The organism is Paenibacillus sp. SORGH_AS_0306, assembly GCF_030819345.1.
GTDB classification, from domain to species: Bacteria; Bacillota; Bacilli; order Paenibacillales; family Paenibacillaceae; genus Saccharibacillus; species Saccharibacillus kyungheensis.
This window is the reverse complement of record NZ_JAUTBP010000001.1, coordinates 3,282,501-3,299,070: the sequence shown is the minus strand read 5'-3', so window position 1 is coordinate 3,299,070 and position 16,570 is coordinate 3,282,501. Positions and strand designations below refer to the sequence as shown.

20 protein-coding genes and 1 other annotated feature (1 of these 21 running past the window's edge) are annotated in these 16,570 nt (G+C 39.6%); all 20 genes read left to right on the top strand.

Annotated features, from left to right (window positions below):
* Nucleotide 1 precedes the first annotated feature (1 nt).
* Complete coding sequence (gene murC / locus QE450_RS14330; RefSeq protein WP_307300007.1) at nt 2–1,387, top strand: UDP-N-acetylmuramate--L-alanine ligase; 1,386 nt, start codon at nt 2–4, stop codon at nt 1,385–1,387.
* A 171-nt stretch (nt 1,388–1,558) separates the two neighbouring features.
* The gene (locus tag QE450_RS14325; RefSeq protein WP_273613378.1) at nt 1,559–1,801 is read left to right on the top strand and encodes a DUF4321 domain-containing protein; all 243 of its coding nucleotides are present in this window, start codon (nt 1,559–1,561) and stop codon (nt 1,799–1,801) included.
* A 41-nt stretch (nt 1,802–1,842) separates the two neighbouring features.
* Nucleotides 1,843–2,445: a Maf family protein gene (locus QE450_RS14320; RefSeq protein WP_274172033.1), complete on the top strand. Its 603-nt coding sequence runs from the start codon at nt 1,843–1,845 to the stop codon at nt 2,443–2,445.
* A 28-nt stretch (nt 2,446–2,473) separates the two neighbouring features.
* Nucleotides 2,474–3,163 (top strand): RadC family protein, encoded by a 690-nt coding sequence (gene radC / locus QE450_RS14315; protein ID WP_204826691.1) that lies wholly within the window; start codon nt 2,474–2,476, stop codon nt 3,161–3,163.
* A gap of 40 nt (nt 3,164–3,203) precedes the next feature.
* Complete coding sequence (locus tag QE450_RS14310; protein ID WP_069325512.1) at nt 3,204–4,238, top strand: rod shape-determining protein; 1,035 nt, start codon at nt 3,204–3,206, stop codon at nt 4,236–4,238.
* Nucleotides 4,239–4,298: 60 nt separating this feature from the next.
* Complete coding sequence (gene mreC, locus QE450_RS14305; protein ID WP_274172034.1) at nt 4,299–5,171, top strand: rod shape-determining protein MreC; 873 nt, start codon at nt 4,299–4,301, stop codon at nt 5,169–5,171.
* The gene (gene mreD, locus QE450_RS14300) at nt 5,171–5,701 is read left to right on the top strand and encodes a rod shape-determining protein MreD (RefSeq protein WP_273613375.1); all 531 of its coding nucleotides are present in this window, start codon (nt 5,171–5,173) and stop codon (nt 5,699–5,701) included. The genes mreC and mreD overlap by 1 nt, the downstream gene beginning before the upstream one ends.
* 111 nt (nt 5,702–5,812) lie before the next feature.
* Nucleotides 5,813–6,487: a septum site-determining protein MinC gene (minC, locus tag QE450_RS14295; protein ID WP_274172035.1), complete on the top strand. Its 675-nt coding sequence runs from the start codon at nt 5,813–5,815 to the stop codon at nt 6,485–6,487.
* Nucleotides 6,488–6,490: 3 nt separating this feature from the next.
* Nucleotides 6,491–7,285: a septum site-determining protein MinD gene (gene minD, locus QE450_RS14290; protein ID WP_273613373.1), complete on the top strand. Its 795-nt coding sequence runs from the start codon at nt 6,491–6,493 to the stop codon at nt 7,283–7,285.
* Nucleotides 7,286–7,291: 6 nt separating this feature from the next.
* Nucleotides 7,292–8,437 (top strand): FtsW/RodA/SpoVE family cell cycle protein, encoded by a 1,146-nt coding sequence (locus QE450_RS14285; RefSeq protein ID WP_274172036.1) that lies wholly within the window; start codon nt 7,292–7,294, stop codon nt 8,435–8,437.
* Between the two features lie 145 nt (nt 8,438–8,582).
* Entirely contained in the window at nt 8,583–9,830 is a 1,248-nt protein-coding gene (locus QE450_RS14280; RefSeq protein WP_307299998.1) for an Rne/Rng family ribonuclease, read from the top strand.
* A gap of 56 nt (nt 9,831–9,886) precedes the next feature.
* Nucleotides 9,887–9,972 (top strand) — a sequence feature (ribosomal protein L21 leader region).
* Nucleotides 9,973–9,986: 14 nt separating this feature from the next.
* Nucleotides 9,987–10,298 carry a 50S ribosomal protein L21 gene (rplU, locus tag QE450_RS14275; protein ID WP_204826684.1) on the top strand — a complete coding sequence of 104 codons (312 nt, stop codon included), beginning with the start codon at nt 9,987–9,989 and terminating at the stop codon, nt 10,296–10,298.
* Between the two features lie 13 nt (nt 10,299–10,311).
* Complete coding sequence (locus tag QE450_RS14270) at nt 10,312–10,647, top strand: ribosomal-processing cysteine protease Prp (protein ID WP_301263264.1); 336 nt, start codon at nt 10,312–10,314, stop codon at nt 10,645–10,647.
* 16 nt (nt 10,648–10,663) lie between these two features.
* The gene (gene rpmA, locus QE450_RS14265; RefSeq protein ID WP_069325503.1) at nt 10,664–10,975 is read left to right on the top strand and encodes a 50S ribosomal protein L27; all 312 of its coding nucleotides are present in this window, start codon (nt 10,664–10,666) and stop codon (nt 10,973–10,975) included.
* 179 nt (nt 10,976–11,154) lie between these two features.
* Nucleotides 11,155–12,006, top strand: coding sequence for a Spo0B domain-containing protein (locus QE450_RS14260; protein WP_307299989.1), 852 nt, complete (start codon nt 11,155–11,157; stop codon nt 12,004–12,006).
* A gap of 10 nt (nt 12,007–12,016) precedes the next feature.
* Nucleotides 12,017–13,327 (top strand): GTPase ObgE, encoded by a 1,311-nt coding sequence (gene obgE, locus QE450_RS14255; RefSeq protein ID WP_273613368.1) that lies wholly within the window; start codon nt 12,017–12,019, stop codon nt 13,325–13,327.
* A 225-nt stretch (nt 13,328–13,552) separates the two neighbouring features.
* Nucleotides 13,553–13,990: an ACT domain-containing protein gene (locus tag QE450_RS14250; RefSeq protein WP_204826679.1), complete on the top strand. Its 438-nt coding sequence runs from the start codon at nt 13,553–13,555 to the stop codon at nt 13,988–13,990.
* A 111-nt stretch (nt 13,991–14,101) separates the two neighbouring features.
* Complete coding sequence (locus QE450_RS14245) at nt 14,102–15,391, top strand: homoserine dehydrogenase (protein WP_301263262.1); 1,290 nt, start codon at nt 14,102–14,104, stop codon at nt 15,389–15,391.
* Nucleotides 15,392–15,438: 47 nt separating this feature from the next.
* Entirely contained in the window at nt 15,439–16,434 is a 996-nt protein-coding gene (gene thrB / locus QE450_RS14240; protein ID WP_307299982.1) for a homoserine kinase, read from the top strand.
* A protein-coding gene (gene pheA, locus QE450_RS14235; protein WP_307299980.1) for a prephenate dehydratase crosses the window boundary here: on the top strand, nt 16,431–16,570 show its beginning. The gene runs 739 nt beyond the window's last position; 140 of the gene's 879 nt are visible here — the first part of the coding sequence; the start codon lies at nt 16,431–16,433; its stop codon lies beyond the right edge, outside the window. Before thrB ends, pheA begins: the two co-directional genes overlap by 4 nt.

Genomic DNA, 16,570 nt, shown 5'->3' with positions numbered 1-16,570 from the left:
GATGAATAAGACAGAACATGTACATTTTATCGGGATTGGTGGGTACGGTATGAGTGCCATCGCCCGTGTTATGCTTGAAATGGGATACAAAGTAACAGGTTCCGATATGGCAATGAGCGCGTTAGCAGCGAAATTGCAACAAAAAGGAGCAGTCATTCATATAGGTCATGCGACAGAACAAGTTCATGGTGCTGATCTGGTAGTCTATTCTACAGCACTATCTGATGATAATGCGGAATGGGTAGAAGCGAAGCGTCTTGATATTCCAGTGATCCATCGTTCTGAAATGTTAGCAAGATTGCTTAATGAACGTAAAGGTGTAGCTGTAGCAGGTGCTCATGGCAAAACAACTACTTCTTCGATGATTGCACTGGTGATGGAAGAATGTGATACCGATCCAACGTATATTATCGGTGGAGAAATCGTTAACCTGGGTACGAATGCCAAAGCAGGTAAAGGCGACTATGTAGTTGCAGAAGCCGATGAAAGTGACGGTACTTTTTTACAATACCATCCTGCTATCGCTGTAGTAACCAATATTGAAGCCGATCATCTTGAAAATTATGATGGTGACTTTGCTAATCTCAAAGCAGCCTACGTGCAATTTTTAAGTCAATTACAAGCGGGTGGTAAAGCTATCGTTTGTGGTGATGATGAAAATATTCGCGAAATTATACCGAATATCGAAGGCACAACGATCACTTATGGTGTAGAAGCACAAAATGATTATACAGCGACAGATATTCAACCCGGTGATCGTAAAATTTCCTTTACTATGCAATATCAAGGAGCAGATTTGGGTCGGATTGAATTATCTGTGCCAGGACTGCATAATGTATATAATGCGATGGCAACTGTAATTTCATGTTTGGAAGCAGGAATTTCATTTACAGCGATTGCAGCAGCGATCGTTCAATTCCATGGCGCTAAGCGTCGTTTTCAGGTGGTCGGTGATGCTAGAGACATTTTGATCATTGACGATTATGCTCATCATCCTACTGAAATCGAAGCGACGATTGTGGCAGCTCAAGCAACAGGCAAACGTGTGATTGCTGTTTTCCAACCGCAACGTTATTCACGCACATTCTTTTTGTTAGATGCTTTTAGTCGTGCTTTTACAGGAGCTGACGAAGTCATTATTGCTGATATCTATTCACCAGCAGGAGAAAAGCAGATTGAAGGTATTAACTCTGCACGTCTGGTTGAACTGATTAAGCAAAATAGTAATGCAGGTGCGCGTTATATCGCACAAAAAGAAGATATTATTGCAGACTTATCTACTCGTATTCAACCCGGCGATCTTGTTATCACTATGGGTGCAGGCGATATATGGAAAGTCGCAGAAGCACTTGCTGCTGATTTGCAAGCCACGGAGAAAATAGAGTAATGTGATAAAAAAGGCTGTCTCCGGACAGTCTTTTTAACTGGAATAATAACAAAATGTTTGCGAAATGAAGGCGATAAGTTACAAAAAATTGTTACTTTCATTTTTGTTTGTATTGATGTGGGAATAAACGTATAATGATGAAGTGTCAAATTAAAGGCAGGAGAAATAAGAATGAAAAAGAATGCAGGTATGCTTATTTTATTTTTATTGCTAGGCTGGTTTATTGGCACATGGGTAGCCACTTTACTTGAACCTGTAGCGATGGTATCTTTTCTCACGCGATCGACAACGATTGATTGGGAGCCTAGCGCTAATTTAGACATGATTCGTTATCATCTCGAGATTCATTTCAAAGTGAGTCTACTTAGTTTGATCGGTATTGTTGCTAGTATTTGGGCATATCGCAAACTGTAAAGAACCAATCTGACTTTTAACACAAAGGAGAGGACCTTTCGATGAACAGAGAATCAACACGCCGTCTCATTTTGGCGTCCGCTTCTCCAAGGAGAAAGGAATTAATGACCTCTTTACAACTGGAATTTGAAGTGTTACCCAGTGATACAGACGAATCGGTGCCTGAAGACTGGTCACCAGAGCAAGTCGTCAAAGAGCTTGCACTGCGCAAAGCTACTGCTGTTCAACATCATTATACAACCGAGGTAGCAGATAGCATTATTATAGGCAGCGATACAATCGTTGTTTTGGATAAACGTATATTTGGTAAGCCTCGTGATCATGATGAAGCTGTAGCGATGTTAGATGCTTTGCAAGGAAGAAGTCATTATGTCTACACAAGTGTAGCTTGTATTGATACTTCTACTGGCGTAACTCGTGTGGAATACCGGCGAACTCTTGTACATATGAAGCCGCTCACCCCTTCCAAAATTCAATCATACGTACTTAGCGGTGAACCTGCTGACAAAGCTGGAGCTTATGCTATTCAAGGTCTAGGTTCGACGTTGATCGATAAAATAGAAGGCTGTTATTTTACAGTCGTCGGATTGCCTGTATCACTTTTGAGCGATATGTTGGAACAATTTGGTGTGCAGATTATTTGAATCTGTCGTGGAGAAGAGGAACATATTAATGGAGGCGCCACAGTACCTTTTACGTGATGTTCCACTGGAAGAAAGACCCCGGGAACGGATGATGAATTACGGTGCAGAGGCGCTTAGTCATGCAGAATTACTAGCGATTTTACTGCGCACAGGCACAAAAGATGAATCGGTGATGCATTTAGCGAACCGAATTATGCGTCAAGTAGGCAGTATCCGGCAACTGGTTGATCTCAGTATTGAAGAATTAACAGAGATCAAAGGAATCGGAACAGCCAAAGCAATCCAGATCAAAGCTGGGATCGAGTTAGGTAGACGTATTACTCGTACTGGTAAAGAAGAAGTCAAAGCTATTCGCAGTCCGCGTGATGCGGCTGATTTATTGATTGAACAATTACGATATCTTCAAAAAGAACATTTTGTATGTCTGTTTCTAAACACGAAGAATCATATTATTTCCCAGGAAACATTGTCGATGGGTAGTTTAAATGCGTCTATTGTTCATCCGCGTGAAGTTTTTCGAGCAGCGATCAAATGTAGTAGTGCATCTGTTATTTTTGCACATAATCATCCTAGTGGTGATCCTACACCAAGCCCGGAAGATGTAGCACTGACCAAACGGCTTGTAGATGCAGGCAAAATTATTGGAATTGAAGTACTGGATCACCTTGTGATTGGTGATATGAAATTCGTAAGTTTGAAGGAACAGGGCTTAATGTAATATAATAGTCGAGATTTAGGAAGAAAGGGAGTTAATAGTTATGTTGGGTGGCTTTTCAAAAGATTTAGGGATTGATTTAGGAACAGCAAACACGTTGGTATATGTAAGAGGTAAAGGTATTGTTGTCAGAGAACCGTCGGTTGTGGCGATTCGTACAGATACGAATACAATCGAAGCAGTAGGAGAATCTGCAAAAAAAATGATCGGTCGTACACCTGGAAATATCCGTGCAATTCGTCCGATGAAAGATGGCGTTATTGCTGATTTTGATACAACAGCTACGATGATTAAATATTTTATACGTCAAGCGCAAAAACAACGTTCGATGTTCCCGCAACATCCAAACGTAATGGTTTGTGTACCATCAGGTATTACAGCAGTAGAACAACGTGCTGTTGAAGATGCAACCAAACAAGCTGGTGCGCGTGAAGCTTATACGATTGAAGAGCCTTTTGCAGCAGCAATCGGTGCTGATCTTCCAGTATGGGAACCAACAGGTAGTATGGTTGTTGATATCGGTGGCGGTACAACAGAAGTAGCTGTTATTTCTCTTGGTGGTATCGTAACAAGTCGTTCTGTACGTGTAGCCGGCGATGAAATGGATGAGTCGATTATCCAGTACATCAAACGTCAATACAACTTAATGATTGGTGAACGTACATCAGAACAATTGAAAATGGAAGTGGGTTCTGCAACTCCGTTTGAAAAAGTAGAAACGATGGAAATTCGTGGTCGTGACCTTGTAAGTGGTCTACCAAAAACATTAACAATCACTTCAGACGAGATTGCTGAAGCATTGTCAGATACAGTAGCTGCTATTGTAGAAGCTGTAAAAGTAACTTTGGAGAAATGTCCTCCAGAACTTGCAGCAGATATTATGGATCGCGGTATCGTATTAACAGGTGGTGGAGCATTACTTCGCAATCTGGATAAATTACTTGCTGGTGAAACAGGTATGCCTGTAATCGTTGCTGAAAATCCTTTGGATTGTGTGGCAATTGGTACAGGAAAAGCATTGGAGAATATCCACCTGTTCAAATCACGTAGTAGTTCGTCACTTCGTTCAAAACGCTAATTTTCGGCCAGGTATGGTCAACCCCTGCTAGGGAAAGAAAAACCGTTAATTAAGAGGGTGTTGAAACTGTTTAAGCTGCTGGGTAACAAGAAACTGTTTATCCTGCTTGTAGGACTCATTTTATTTATCGCTTTAATGGGATTTACGTTGACGAATCGTACATCTTTGTCCTGGCCTGAGAAGTTCGTCCGTGATACTGTTGGTTTTGTTCAAGGTGTGTTTTACAAGCCCGCTTCTTACATGGCGGGCTTGTTTGAAGATATCGGCAACTTGAACAACCTTTACGAGGAAAACCAAGAGTTGAAGTTAACAGCGGCGCAGTATTTACTGCAACAAGCTAGTTATAACAAATTAGTACAGGACAATAAGCGTTATAAAGAAGATCTTAAATTTACACAACAGCAACTTGCTCAAAACCAATTTGATCTTCGTATTGCAAATGTAACGAGTGTCGATACAGATGCAGATACAGGAACGATTGTGATTGATCTGGGGCAAAATGATGGGGTACGTAAAGATATGCCTGTTATTTCCACAGAAGGTATGGTTGGAATTATTAGTGAGACAAGTCCGTTCCATTCAACAGTGAAGCTGTTAACGACACTTGATCCACTGGATTCTAATTCCAAAGCGATTGCTGCAACTGTAGTAGGTAAAGAAAATGAATCTTTCGGCATGATAGAAAGCTATGATAAAGCAACAGGTATGCTCACAATGACACAAATTAAAGAAAATGATCCGCTCAAAAAAGGCGATGAGATCGTTTCATCTGGTAGTGGTGGATTATTTCCAAGTGGCATGATTATTGGTAAAGTCGTTAGTCGTCAAGTTGGTGATTTTGGATTGACCAATACAGCTACAATTCAACCAGCGGCAGACTTTAAAGACTGGAAAGAAGTATTTGTAGTGTACACCAAGGAGACTCAGGAATAATGGTACGTCGTATCGTATTGCTGTTGTTGTTATTTCTAGTATTTGTCTGTGAATCAACCATTGTGCCATGGCTGATTCCAGATGTATTGCATACTAGATTGATTCCACATTTAGCGTATATTTTAATTTTGTTTGTAACAGTTTATTATCATCGTCATACAGCGCTTGTGCTAGGATTGGTGTTTGGATTATTGCATGATGTTGTATTTTACGGTGATATGATTGGTGCTTATTCGTTCTCTATGGGATTGTCTGCTTATGTATTAGGGCTGCTGTTCCAATCTCCTCGAGCACCATATCCACTAATGATGACAGTGGTATTAATCGGTAGTTTGTTACTGGATAATATGCTGTATGGACTTTATTTGGTATTTGGTTTAACTAGAGAACCTTACAGTTGGGCGTTAGGACATTATATGTTCCCGAATTTGCTGCTTCATTTTATATTTGCTTTGCTGGTGTTTGTACCTGTTCGTCGTCAACTGGAGAAAGTAGCCAAGTTGCGTAAACGGGCTGCCGAAGATGAGTAAACGTATAATATTCCCACATGCAGAGACATTCAGTTCCTGCTTAATTTGCGGATGAAGCAGGAAAATCCCGCGACTAGCACGAACTGATAGTAAGGTGGGGGTGACAGGTGAATGGCTGTAAAATCATCAAGATATGTAACCATCAAAGGAATCAAAGATGGATTGATTTTTCAATTTGATGATCAATGTGAATTTAATGACCTTGTAACAGAGCTGACGTATAAGCTGGAACATAGTCATCAAAATATTTTAACAGGCCCGCTAGTTCATATTGATATGAAATTAGGGAAACGGGAAATTACAGATGAACAAAAAGATACATTGTTAGATATACTTAGTCAAAAAGGAAATCTGATTGTTCGTTCATTTGATTCTCCGCATGAGGAACCTGTAGTAGCACCTTTGCCAGAAAAACATATGGTCAAAACGATCAGTGGTATGATTCGTTCCGGTCAGGTACTTGAGCATGAAGGAACCGTTCTATTTCTAGGCGATGTTAATGCAGGAGGTACGATTATTAGTACAGGTGATATCTATATTTTGGGAGCACTTCGCGGAATGGCTCATGCAGGTATAGATGGTAATGAACAGGCTGTAATCGCTGCTTCTTTTTTCTCACCTACACAGATTCGGATCGCGGATATGATTAGTCGCCCGCCAGATGAAGGTGAAAGTCGAGAATCTCATATGGAATTTGCTTATTTGCAGGACGGAATTATGAAGATTGATAAAATGGCTAATATTGCTCGACTTGGTCGGGATTTCAATGTGTTCAAAGGGGTGTAGTACATGGGAGAGGCTATTGTCGTCACTTCAGGCAAAGGCGGAGTTGGAAAGACAACCACTACTGCTAATATAGGTACCGCGCTCGCGCTTCTTGGTAAAAAAGTCTGTCTAGTCGATACAGATATCGGTTTACGTAATCTGGATGTTGTAATGGGGCTGGAAAACCGGATTATTTATGATCTTTGTGATGTAGCGGATGGTCGTTGTCGGTTAAATCAAGCATTAGTCAAAGATAAACGGTTTGATGAGTTATATATGCTTCCAGCTGCGCAAACAAAAGATAAAAATTCTGTATCACCAGAACAAGTCAAAGAAATAATTTTAGAGCTCAAAAAAGACTTTGACTATGTAGTGATTGATTGCCCGGCAGGTATAGAGCAAGGATTCAAAAATGCGATTGCAGGTGCAGATCAAGCGATCGTTATGACAACGCCCGAAAATGCTTCTGTTCGAGATGCAGATCGAGTAATCGGATTACTTGAAAATTCACATATTACAGCACCCAAATTGATTGTGAACCGTATTCGTCAAAGTATGGTCAAATCAGGAGATATGCTGGATATTGATGAAGTATTACAAGTGCTGAATATTGATCTTTTAGGTGTTGTACCGGATGATGAAATGGTGATCAAAGCTGCCAACTCAGGGGAACCTACAGTAATGAATCCTGAATCCAAAGCAGCGATTGCTTATCGTAATATTGCTCGTCGTATTTTAGGTGACACAGTTCCTTTGATGCCACTGGATCAAAAGAAAAGTGCATTCACTCGCTTTAAGAAGTTTTTTGGAATGGGTTGATCGATTTTGCTTAACAAGCTAAAAAAGCTAGACTTGGGTATTATTACTTTACTCGTTGTTTTTATGGTGTTTAGCACGTTGATCGTGCGCAGTGCAATTGCTCCTGATCCCAAATTTCAGGGCTATGATACGCGGACGATCATTTTCTATGTCATCGGGTTTATCGTTTTATTTGCAGTCAGCATATTTGATTATCGCATCTTATTACGCAAACACTGGTATTTATATGGCTTAGGTTTACTTTCGCTGTTGTTATTGTATCCGTTTGGTTCAGAGATTAATGGTGCCAAAAGCTGGTATGCTTTTCCAGGAGGGTTACAATTTCAACCTGCCGAAATGGTCAAAATTGTGCTTATCTTAACGATGGCTCATATGTTAAGTAAAAGAGACGGAGATCCTCTTCGATTTCGTTCTGATCTGATACCAACGGCTTTTATTGCATTGGTACCTTTTCTGATTGTATTGATTCAACCCGATTTGGGAAATGCGATTATCTATCTTATTATACTGGTAGGTATGTTGTGGATCGGTAACACCAAATATACCCATGTACTCATTGGATTAACGACAATTGTAGGTGGACTCATATTGGTTGTAGTGATGTTTACTACATTTAATACACAGATTCATGATTACTTAGAAAGCCATAGTAAGTTGCACTGGTATCAACGCATCAATACATTTATAGATCCAGCCCAGGCTTCAGATGATGATAAGCATCAATCTAGTTATGCATTGATTGCTGTAGGATCAGGCGGTTTGCTAGGCGATGGTTATATGAATGGACAATTAAAAAATAATAAATTTGTACCTTATCCGTATTCAGATTCTATCTTTGTCGTTATTGGTGAAGAATTTGGGTTTATCGGAGCATCTATATTATTACTTTTGTATTTCTTACTCATTTATAGGATGATTTTGATTGCATTGCAATGTTATGATCGGCGAGGTTCATATATTATTATCGGAATTGTCAGCATGTTCGTATTTCAGATTTTTGAAAATGTGGGTATGATGATTGGTCTGATGCCTATTACAGGAATCACGTTACCATTTATTAGCTACGGCGGTACTTCATTGCTTTTGAATATGTTTAGTATCGGGCTTGTCCTTAGTATTAAGATTTATCAAGAAAAATACGAATTAGAATAGCCGGTACCGGAAGGTGCCGGTTTTTTGTTAACACTATAGTGATGATGAAACTTTTTACTTACAGATAACGTCTAGACATCAAGGGAACGTATAAGGTTCGTTAGATAAATAGTAGCCTTGATGAGAGATAGAGGTGGAACATATAGTGAAGCAAATGATTGTAAACTGTGGTGTCAAAGATACACGTATGGTACTGCTTGATAATAGTAAATTAGTAGAATTTGCTTCAGAACAATCATCAGGTAGCGGAATTGCTGGAAGTTTTTATAAAGGAAAAGTGATGAATGTTCTGCCGGGGATGCAAGCTGCATTTGTAGATATCGGTCAGAAAAAAAATGCTTTTCTATATATTGATGATGTTTTGCATGCTCATTTAGATAAACAACCGAAAGTCAAACCAAGTATTGCTGATCTATTAAAACCCGGTCAAGAAATACTAGTACAGGTGACCAAAGAACCTTATGCTAACAAAGGGGCACGTATTACCACTCATTATTCATTGCCAGGGCGATGGATTGTCTATATGCCGGAAGCTGACTATATTGCTGTATCCAAAAAGATCAGTACCGATGGAGAGCGGGCAAGATTACGTCAATTGGGTTCACATCTGAAGCAAGGTGAAGAAGGGCTTATTTTACGTACTGTAGCTGAAGGAGAAAATGACGAAGCCATTACAAATGATCTGAATACACTAAGACAACACTGGCAACATATTCGTGAATCTTTTGTTCAGAAATCGGCTCCAGCAGAATTACATCGTGATCTAGGGATGGTGGAACGATTAATTCGCGATGTATTTAATCCATTACAAGATCAATTGATTATTGATAATCAAGAGCGAGCTACTTCTGCTATTCATTTTCTGCAAACCTTACTTCCTGCTGGCGTACAACCACCGGTATCTATTTATACGGAGAAAGAACCTTTATTCCATGCAATGAATATCCACGAACAATTGCATCGTGATTTTCAACGTAAAGTATGGTTGCAAAGTGGCGGTTATATTGTATGGGATCAGACAGAAGCTTTTACGGTGATTGATGTAAATACAGGTAAATTCACAGGTGGAATCACACTGGAAGATACAGTAACGCAGACTAATCTTCAAGCAGCTTCAGAAATTGCACGATTGCTTCGGCTACGGGATACAGGCGGAATCATTATTGTGGATTTTATAGATATGGATAATGAAGCTAATCGCCGATCAGTAGTAGAAGCTTTAGAGCAGATTTTACAAAGAGATCGAACCAAAACGCATATTGTTGGATGGACACGATTAGGACTTTTAGAATTAACTCGTAAAAAAGTTCGCGAAGAAACAGGTGGCTTTTCATATGAGACCTGTACCGTCTGTCAGGGAACCGGTAAAATAGCATCATGGATAAAAGATTGATTTCTTAAAATGGCTGTGATAGAATAGTCAAGTATGTGTCTGGTTCATAAGCTTTTCACATGCTGTAACCGCTCCGATGGGGTCACAAGCTTATACGTTGTATAACGTATGACACCTGCATTAGGCGAGTCTGAGACATGAGGAGGTGCAATTCAAATGTACGCAATTATCGAAACAGGTGGTAAACAATACAAAGTTCAAGAGGGCGACGTATTGTTCATTGAAAAGTTGGACGCTAATGATGGCGACAGCGTAACTTTCGACCGTGTTCTAGCAGTATCTAAAGAAGATGGTTTGGTAACTGGTTTACCGTTGGTAGAAGGTGCTTCTGTAACAGCGACTGTCGAGAAACACGGCAAAGGAGCTAAGGTTGTAGTTTACAAATACAAACCTAAGAAGAACTATCACGTGAAACAAGGTCATCGTCAACCATATACAAAAGTAACTATCGGAAAAATCCAGGCATAAGAAGGTGCGGTAATTGATTATCGTGCGAATCGAACGTAGACCAGATGGTACGATTGATGGTTTTTCATCCCGAGGACATGCCGGTTATGCCGATCCTGGTGAAGATATTGTCTGTGCTGCTGTTTCCGCTATAACAATCGGAACAGTGAACTCAGTTGAAGCTTTAACAGGAGTAGTCATGAAATCAAGAATGAAAGACGGGTTTCTAAGTGCGCGTTTACCGAAGCTTTCGGAAAATGCAAATATGGAACAGATTCAACTGTTACTTGAATCTATGCAGGTTATTCTTATTGGAATTGAAGATGAATATGATAAGTATATAAAAATAAAGCAAGTCACAATCTCGTAAGAAGGAGGTAGACCACATGTTAAAAATTAATTTGCAGTTATTCGCATCGAAAAAAGGTGTAGGTTCCACAAAAAACGGACGTGATTCTCACTCCAAACGTTTGGGAGCAAAACGTGCTGATGGACAATTCGTAACTGGTGGTAATATTTTGTTCCGTCAACGCGGTACAAAAATTCACCCAGGAACTAATGTAGGCATCGGTAAAGACGATACACTATTTGCAAAAGTGGACGGCGTTGTTAAATTCGAACGTTGGGGCCGCGACCGTAAAAAAGTGAGCGTCTACCCGGTTGACGTTGCACCAGTAGCAGCAGCAATCGAAAATTAATCATAAACCTGATAGGTTAGATTAGATAAGCCTCCGGTACTTGATGTGCCGGGGGCTTATTATATTTGCATATAAGTTGGACGTTAACGTAATTTTTAGTATAATAATGTCATAAAATTCTGCGCTATATGTTATACTTGTTCTTGGTTAAAAAGCCATTGAAAGAATGGAGAGAAACCATGAAGCAATCCAATCAAGTACCCACGCTTTTACTTATTTCTATTATCATCCCATTAATTATTGCTTATTGGACGCAATCTTGGATTGCTTACATCGTACTCGGCATCTGGATTGTTGCAGCCTATGCAAAAGGTGTACAATATACACGTCGTTTTTATGAAAAGCGTGAGCAAGTGCAACTTGGAGAATACCATAACGGACAATCCAAAATGGCTGTGAAAAAGAAACAGTATCAAGCAGAACATCAAAAACAACGTGCAGTCATTGACCAAGCTCATACAAAATTAGATGAAGTCTATGCAGTAGCAGTTGATGCTTTAAGCCATCATCGGCATGACTGGATGAATGAACTCCAATTATTGTACGGTTATGTTCAATTGGGCAAACGTGATAAGCAAGTCGAATGTGTTGAAAGAATTAAAGAGCAAATGCTAGCAGAGAGTCGCGTTTCCAAACTGGGTATTCATTCCCTTGTTTTTTATTTACAATCTTTTAAAGCGGTGAATCGTTCGATTCAATTAGAAGTTGAATTAAATGACGGAATCACGCTTGCAGATCGATTGGGAACGGAACAGAGTGAGGAATTGACCCGAGTCATCAAAGAGACGGTCTCTGCATATGAGCAATTTGGTGGATCGTCCTGGGGTGAGTGCCCCACACTATTTCTGATGGTGAGCGAATATGAAGGAGCAGTTCATTTTATATTTGAGCCAGAAGAAGAGTATCCTAATCCTGATGGAGTATGGGAAGCTATTGATTTGATTGTTCAAGACACCCAGATCACAGCAACTCGAACGGAAGAAGATCCTGCCTCCATTTCTCTGCAAGTGTTAGTGGATTCTAAAAATTAGAGGTGTAATCATGTTTGTAGATAAAGCGAAGATTTATGTAAAAGGCGGTGACGGTGGAGATGGTATTATCTCTTTCCGTCGTGAAAAATATGTACCTAATGGCGGCCCGGCAGGTGGCGACGGTGGACGTGGTGGAGATGTCATTTTTCGTGTAGATGAAGGTTTGCGAACATTGATGGATTTCCGGTACCAACGTCATTTCAAAGGCGAACGTGGCGTTAAAGGTCGTAATAAAAGTCAGCATGGTGCGAATGCAGAACATACGATTGTTCGTATTCCTCCAGGTACAGTGATTTTGAATGATGATACAGGCGAAGTGATTGCAGATTTGACCCGTCACGGTCAAGAGATCGTTATTGCTAAAGGTGGACGTGGCGGACGTGGTAACGTTCGTTTTGCTACAGCAGCGAATACAGCTCCTCAAATCGCTGAAAATGGTGAAGAAGGACAAGAACGTTATATCGTACTTGAACTTAAAGTAATGGCTGATGTAGGATTAGTTGGCTTTCCAAGTGTAGGTAAATCTACACTGTTATCTGTAGTATCTGCTGCTCAGCCCAAAATTGGCGCATACCATTTTACAACAATCACTCCGAACTTGGGTGTAGTTGATGTAGGAGATGGACGCAGTTTTGTGATGGCTGATCTACCTGGATTGATTGAAGGTGCACATGAAGGCATAGGGCTTGGACATGAATTTTTACGTCATGTTGAACGTACGCGTGTAATTATTCATGTGGTAGATATGTCCGGTTCAGAAGGACGCGATCCATTTGAGGACTGGCAGAAAATCAACGAAGAATTAAAACTATATAATGCAGAACTTGAAAATCGTCTACAAATTATTGCAGCTAATAAAATGGACGATCCACAAGCTCAAGAAAACTTAGAAGAATTCTCTAAAAAAGTACGTGAAGTTCGTTCAGATATTGAAATTCTTCCTATTTCTGCGTTGACTCGTGATGGTATTCAAGAAATGCTTTACAAAACAGTCGATATGCTTGATAAATTACCAGATGCAGTAGCGGTAGAAGAAGTAGAACAAATTGCTGAACGTAAAGTGTACACGTTAGAAAAGAAAGAAGACGATGGCTTTATTATTCGTCGCGAGAACGATACTTTTGTTGTGGAAAGTGCCAAAATTGAGAACATGATGAAACGGATGCAGTTGAACTCTCATGATGCTATTCTCAAATTAGGACGCACACTTCGTCATATGGGTGTAGATAGCGAACTTCGTCAACGTGGTGCGAAAGATGGCACATTAGTACGTATCGGTGAGCTTGAATTTGAATTTGTTGAAGGTAGTAGTTACTTCTAAACCCAATCTATATCAATATCAAAAACCGGACATGGATCATCATGTTCGGTTTTTTTGTTATGATTTTAGAAGAAAGCTAATCGTTTTACTATATAAAATAGGTAAGGAAATAATATTAAAAAAGTTGTACAAAATGACCTTTCTTCGTAATATAGTTGCCTAACACGAATGGTTACTTTATAATGTCCACTATACGAATACATGAGTCTTTGAGGAGAGGACGTTGTGAAAGAGCGCTATTATTTAGTTCGAGAAGATATTTTACCAGAAGCAGTGATCAAAACGATGCGTGTGAAAGAACTGCTTGCTGCTGGAGAGACTCGGACGATTAACGAAGCAGTCGAAAAAGTTGGTTTAAGCCGGAGTGCTTTTTATAAATACAAAGATGGGATTCATCCGCTTAACCGTTTGGAAAAAGATCAGATTATTACGATCTCATTTGATTTAGAGCATCGTTCCGGTATTTTGTCTCATGTACTGGGTCTGATGGCAGAGTACGGTGGAAATGTATTAACGATTCATCAAAGTATTCCTCTTCAAGGTCGAGCGAATGTGGTACTCTCTGTAGAGATTTCTCGCTTAACAGAAGATTTAGAAACGATGGTAGAAGCAATGGAAAATGTTCCGGGTGTCAAACAAATTCGGATTACCGGTCAAGGATAATCTTATCAGTGAATCTACTTTAATCTAGAAGCAATATAGGATAAGCTACAATAAAATAAATATCCTATAATAAAAGCTTGCTAATGAATAGTTCCAGGAGGGAAACAACATATGAAACCAGTAAAAGTAGGATTGCTTGGACTCGGTACAGTAGGTACAGGAGTTGTGCGTATCGTAGAAGGAAATCAAGAAGATCTAAGCAGTCAGGTAGGATCGCCTATTCTGATTGGTAAAGTAGCTGTAAAAAATATAGATAAGCTACGCAATATCGAAATTGATCCGTCCAAACTTACAGAAGATCCATGGGAAGTTATTCGTGATCCTGAGATTGATGTGATTGTAGAAGTAATGGGTGGCATTGAACAGACCAAAGAATATATATTAGAAGCTTTAAATCTTGGCAAACATATCGTAACAGCTAATAAAGATTTAATGGCACTGCATGGCTCAGAGATTTTAGCCAAAGCTCAAGAAAAGCAATGCGATGTTTTCTATGAAGCCAGTGTGGCAGGTGGTATACCTATTATTCGTACATTGATCGAAGGATTCTCTTCTGATCGTATTATCAAAATCATGGGTATCGTTAATGGAACAACCAACTATATTTTAACCAAGATGAGTCAAGAAGGAGCTTCCTATGAAGATGTGCTTAAAGAAGCTCAAGAATTAGGGTATGCAGAATCTGATCCTACAGGTGATGTAGAAGGATTGGACGCTGCACGCAAAATGGCTATTCTCGGTACACTCGGATTCCGTACAAATGTAGATTTGAGTGACGTAAGTGTCAAAGGTATCTCTTCGGTAACCAAAGACGATATTACGTATGCCAAAAATTTGGGTTATGAAATGAAGCTAATCGGTATCGCCGATCGCCAAGATGAACATATTACAATCAGTGTGCAACCAACAATGATTAAGCAGTCTCATCCGATCGCTTCTGTAAATGGTGTGTTTAATGCTGTAGTAGTACATGGTGAATCTGTAGGGGAAACGATGTTCTATGGAGCAGGCGCAGGAGAATTACCAACAGCCACATCCATCGTAGCTGATCTTATCGCTGTAATCAAAAATCTTAAATTAGGTGTAAATGGACTCAAAGCGATTGTGCCTTATAAGACGAAGAAACTACAAAGCGATGAACAAATCTTTTATAAAAACTTCATTTTGCTGCATGTAGATGATAAAGCAGGGGTACTCGCTCGAATTACACAGATTTTTGCAGAATACGATGTAAGTTTAGCTTCTGTTGTTCAACAACCTAATGAACATAATCCAGATGCAGAGATTATTATCATCACTCACAAAGCAAGCAAAGCCAATATGGACAAAGTACTTAAACATTTTGAACAGTTGGATGTTATTCAACGAATCAAAAGTGTATATCGTGTAGAAGATATTTAATTGTCTACCGATTCGTGGAATACATTTGAAGTAAGGAGTCATAGATTATGATAGAGCAAGACACTAAACAAGAACAATGGCAGAACCATACAGTACGTGTAGCTGTACCAGCAAGTACTGCTAACTTAGGGCCGGGATTTGATACATTAGGAATGGCAGTTAATCTATATTCTTGGATCGAGATGAAAGTGTCTACCGAGACCAAAATTACATTACTAGGTGATGAGCTTTATGGTATTCCGACAGACAAAAGCAATCTGATCTATAAAATGGCACAATTGGTTTTTCAAAAAGCACAAGTAACTATCCCGGACTTAGAAATCACAATGTACTCTGACATTCCACTGACGCGTGGATTAGGAAGTAGTGCATCAGCGTTTGTTGGTGGACTATGTGCGGCTAACGCTTTAATCGGTTTTCCTTTAACAGATAAAGATATTCTGAATATATCGACTTCTATTGAAAAGCATCCCGATAATGTAGCAGCTTCCTTATATGGAGGTATAGTAGTAGCGACATGGGATGGACAAGAAGCTAACTGCATCCAAATTACTCCACCAGAAGATTTGGAAACATTAGTTGTTATTCCAGAATTTCAATTATCTACTTCCAAAGCTCGTGAAGTATTACCGACCGGGTTATCTGTAGCAGATGCCATATTTAATATTAGTCGTAGCTCCTTATTGGTAGCTGCATTATCATTAGGCAAACTAGACATGATCAAAACAGGCATGCAAGATCGACTACATCAACCATATCGTGCTTCTCTTGTACCTGGCATGCAACAGATACTAGAGCAAGCTACAGAGCAAGGAGCATTAGGTATAGCACTTAGTGGAGCAGGACCTACAATGATCGCTTTTGTAGATCGTCATTCAGTGCAAAAAGAACAACTGGAGCAATATCTGGTAAATACAATGCAAGCGCAAGGAATCAGTGCACAAGCAATGTGGCTCAAGCCTGTAAATGAAGGTGTAATATACTATGATGATATAGAATCTCATTCATTCATGGATGTAATTAAAGGAGAAGTACGTTTATGATTCGTATAGCTGCTTTACCCTCTGGATCCGTTTCACATGAAGCACTTCTTCATATATTAGGAGATCAAGAAATCGAAATCTCTCATCATAAGCTTATCGCAGATGTATTTCTTTCAACGGCTGAAGGGAAAACCGA

Excerpts from the sequence above, each read along its gene's own strand:
- murC (WP_307300007.1), top strand. The coding sequence starts at position 2 with ATGAATAAGACAGAACATGTACATTTTATCGGGATTGGTGGGTACGGT.
- QE450_RS14325 (WP_273613378.1), top strand. The coding sequence starts at position 1,559 with ATGAAAAAGAATGCAGGTATGCTTATTTTATTTTTATTGCTAGGCTGG.
- QE450_RS14320 (WP_274172033.1), top strand. The coding sequence starts at position 1,843 with ATGAACAGAGAATCAACACGCCGTCTCATTTTGGCGTCCGCTTCTCCA.
- radC (WP_204826691.1), top strand. The coding sequence starts at position 2,474 with ATGGAGGCGCCACAGTACCTTTTACGTGATGTTCCACTGGAAGAAAGA.
- QE450_RS14310 (WP_069325512.1), top strand. The coding sequence starts at position 3,204 with ATGTTGGGTGGCTTTTCAAAAGATTTAGGGATTGATTTAGGAACAGCA.
- mreD (WP_273613375.1), top strand. The coding sequence starts at position 5,171 with ATGGTACGTCGTATCGTATTGCTGTTGTTGTTATTTCTAGTATTTGTC.
- minC (WP_274172035.1), top strand. The coding sequence starts at position 5,813 with ATGGCTGTAAAATCATCAAGATATGTAACCATCAAAGGAATCAAAGAT.
- minD (WP_273613373.1), top strand. The coding sequence starts at position 6,491 with ATGGGAGAGGCTATTGTCGTCACTTCAGGCAAAGGCGGAGTTGGAAAG.
- rplU (WP_204826684.1), top strand. The coding sequence starts at position 9,987 with ATGTACGCAATTATCGAAACAGGTGGTAAACAATACAAAGTTCAAGAG.
- rpmA (WP_069325503.1), top strand. The coding sequence starts at position 10,664 with ATGTTAAAAATTAATTTGCAGTTATTCGCATCGAAAAAAGGTGTAGGT.
- QE450_RS14260 (WP_307299989.1), top strand. The coding sequence starts at position 11,155 with ATGAAGCAATCCAATCAAGTACCCACGCTTTTACTTATTTCTATTATC.
- obgE (WP_273613368.1), top strand. The coding sequence starts at position 12,017 with ATGTTTGTAGATAAAGCGAAGATTTATGTAAAAGGCGGTGACGGTGGA.
- QE450_RS14245 (WP_301263262.1), top strand. The coding sequence starts at position 14,102 with ATGAAACCAGTAAAAGTAGGATTGCTTGGACTCGGTACAGTAGGTACA.
- thrB (WP_307299982.1), top strand. The coding sequence starts at position 15,439 with ATGATAGAGCAAGACACTAAACAAGAACAATGGCAGAACCATACAGTA.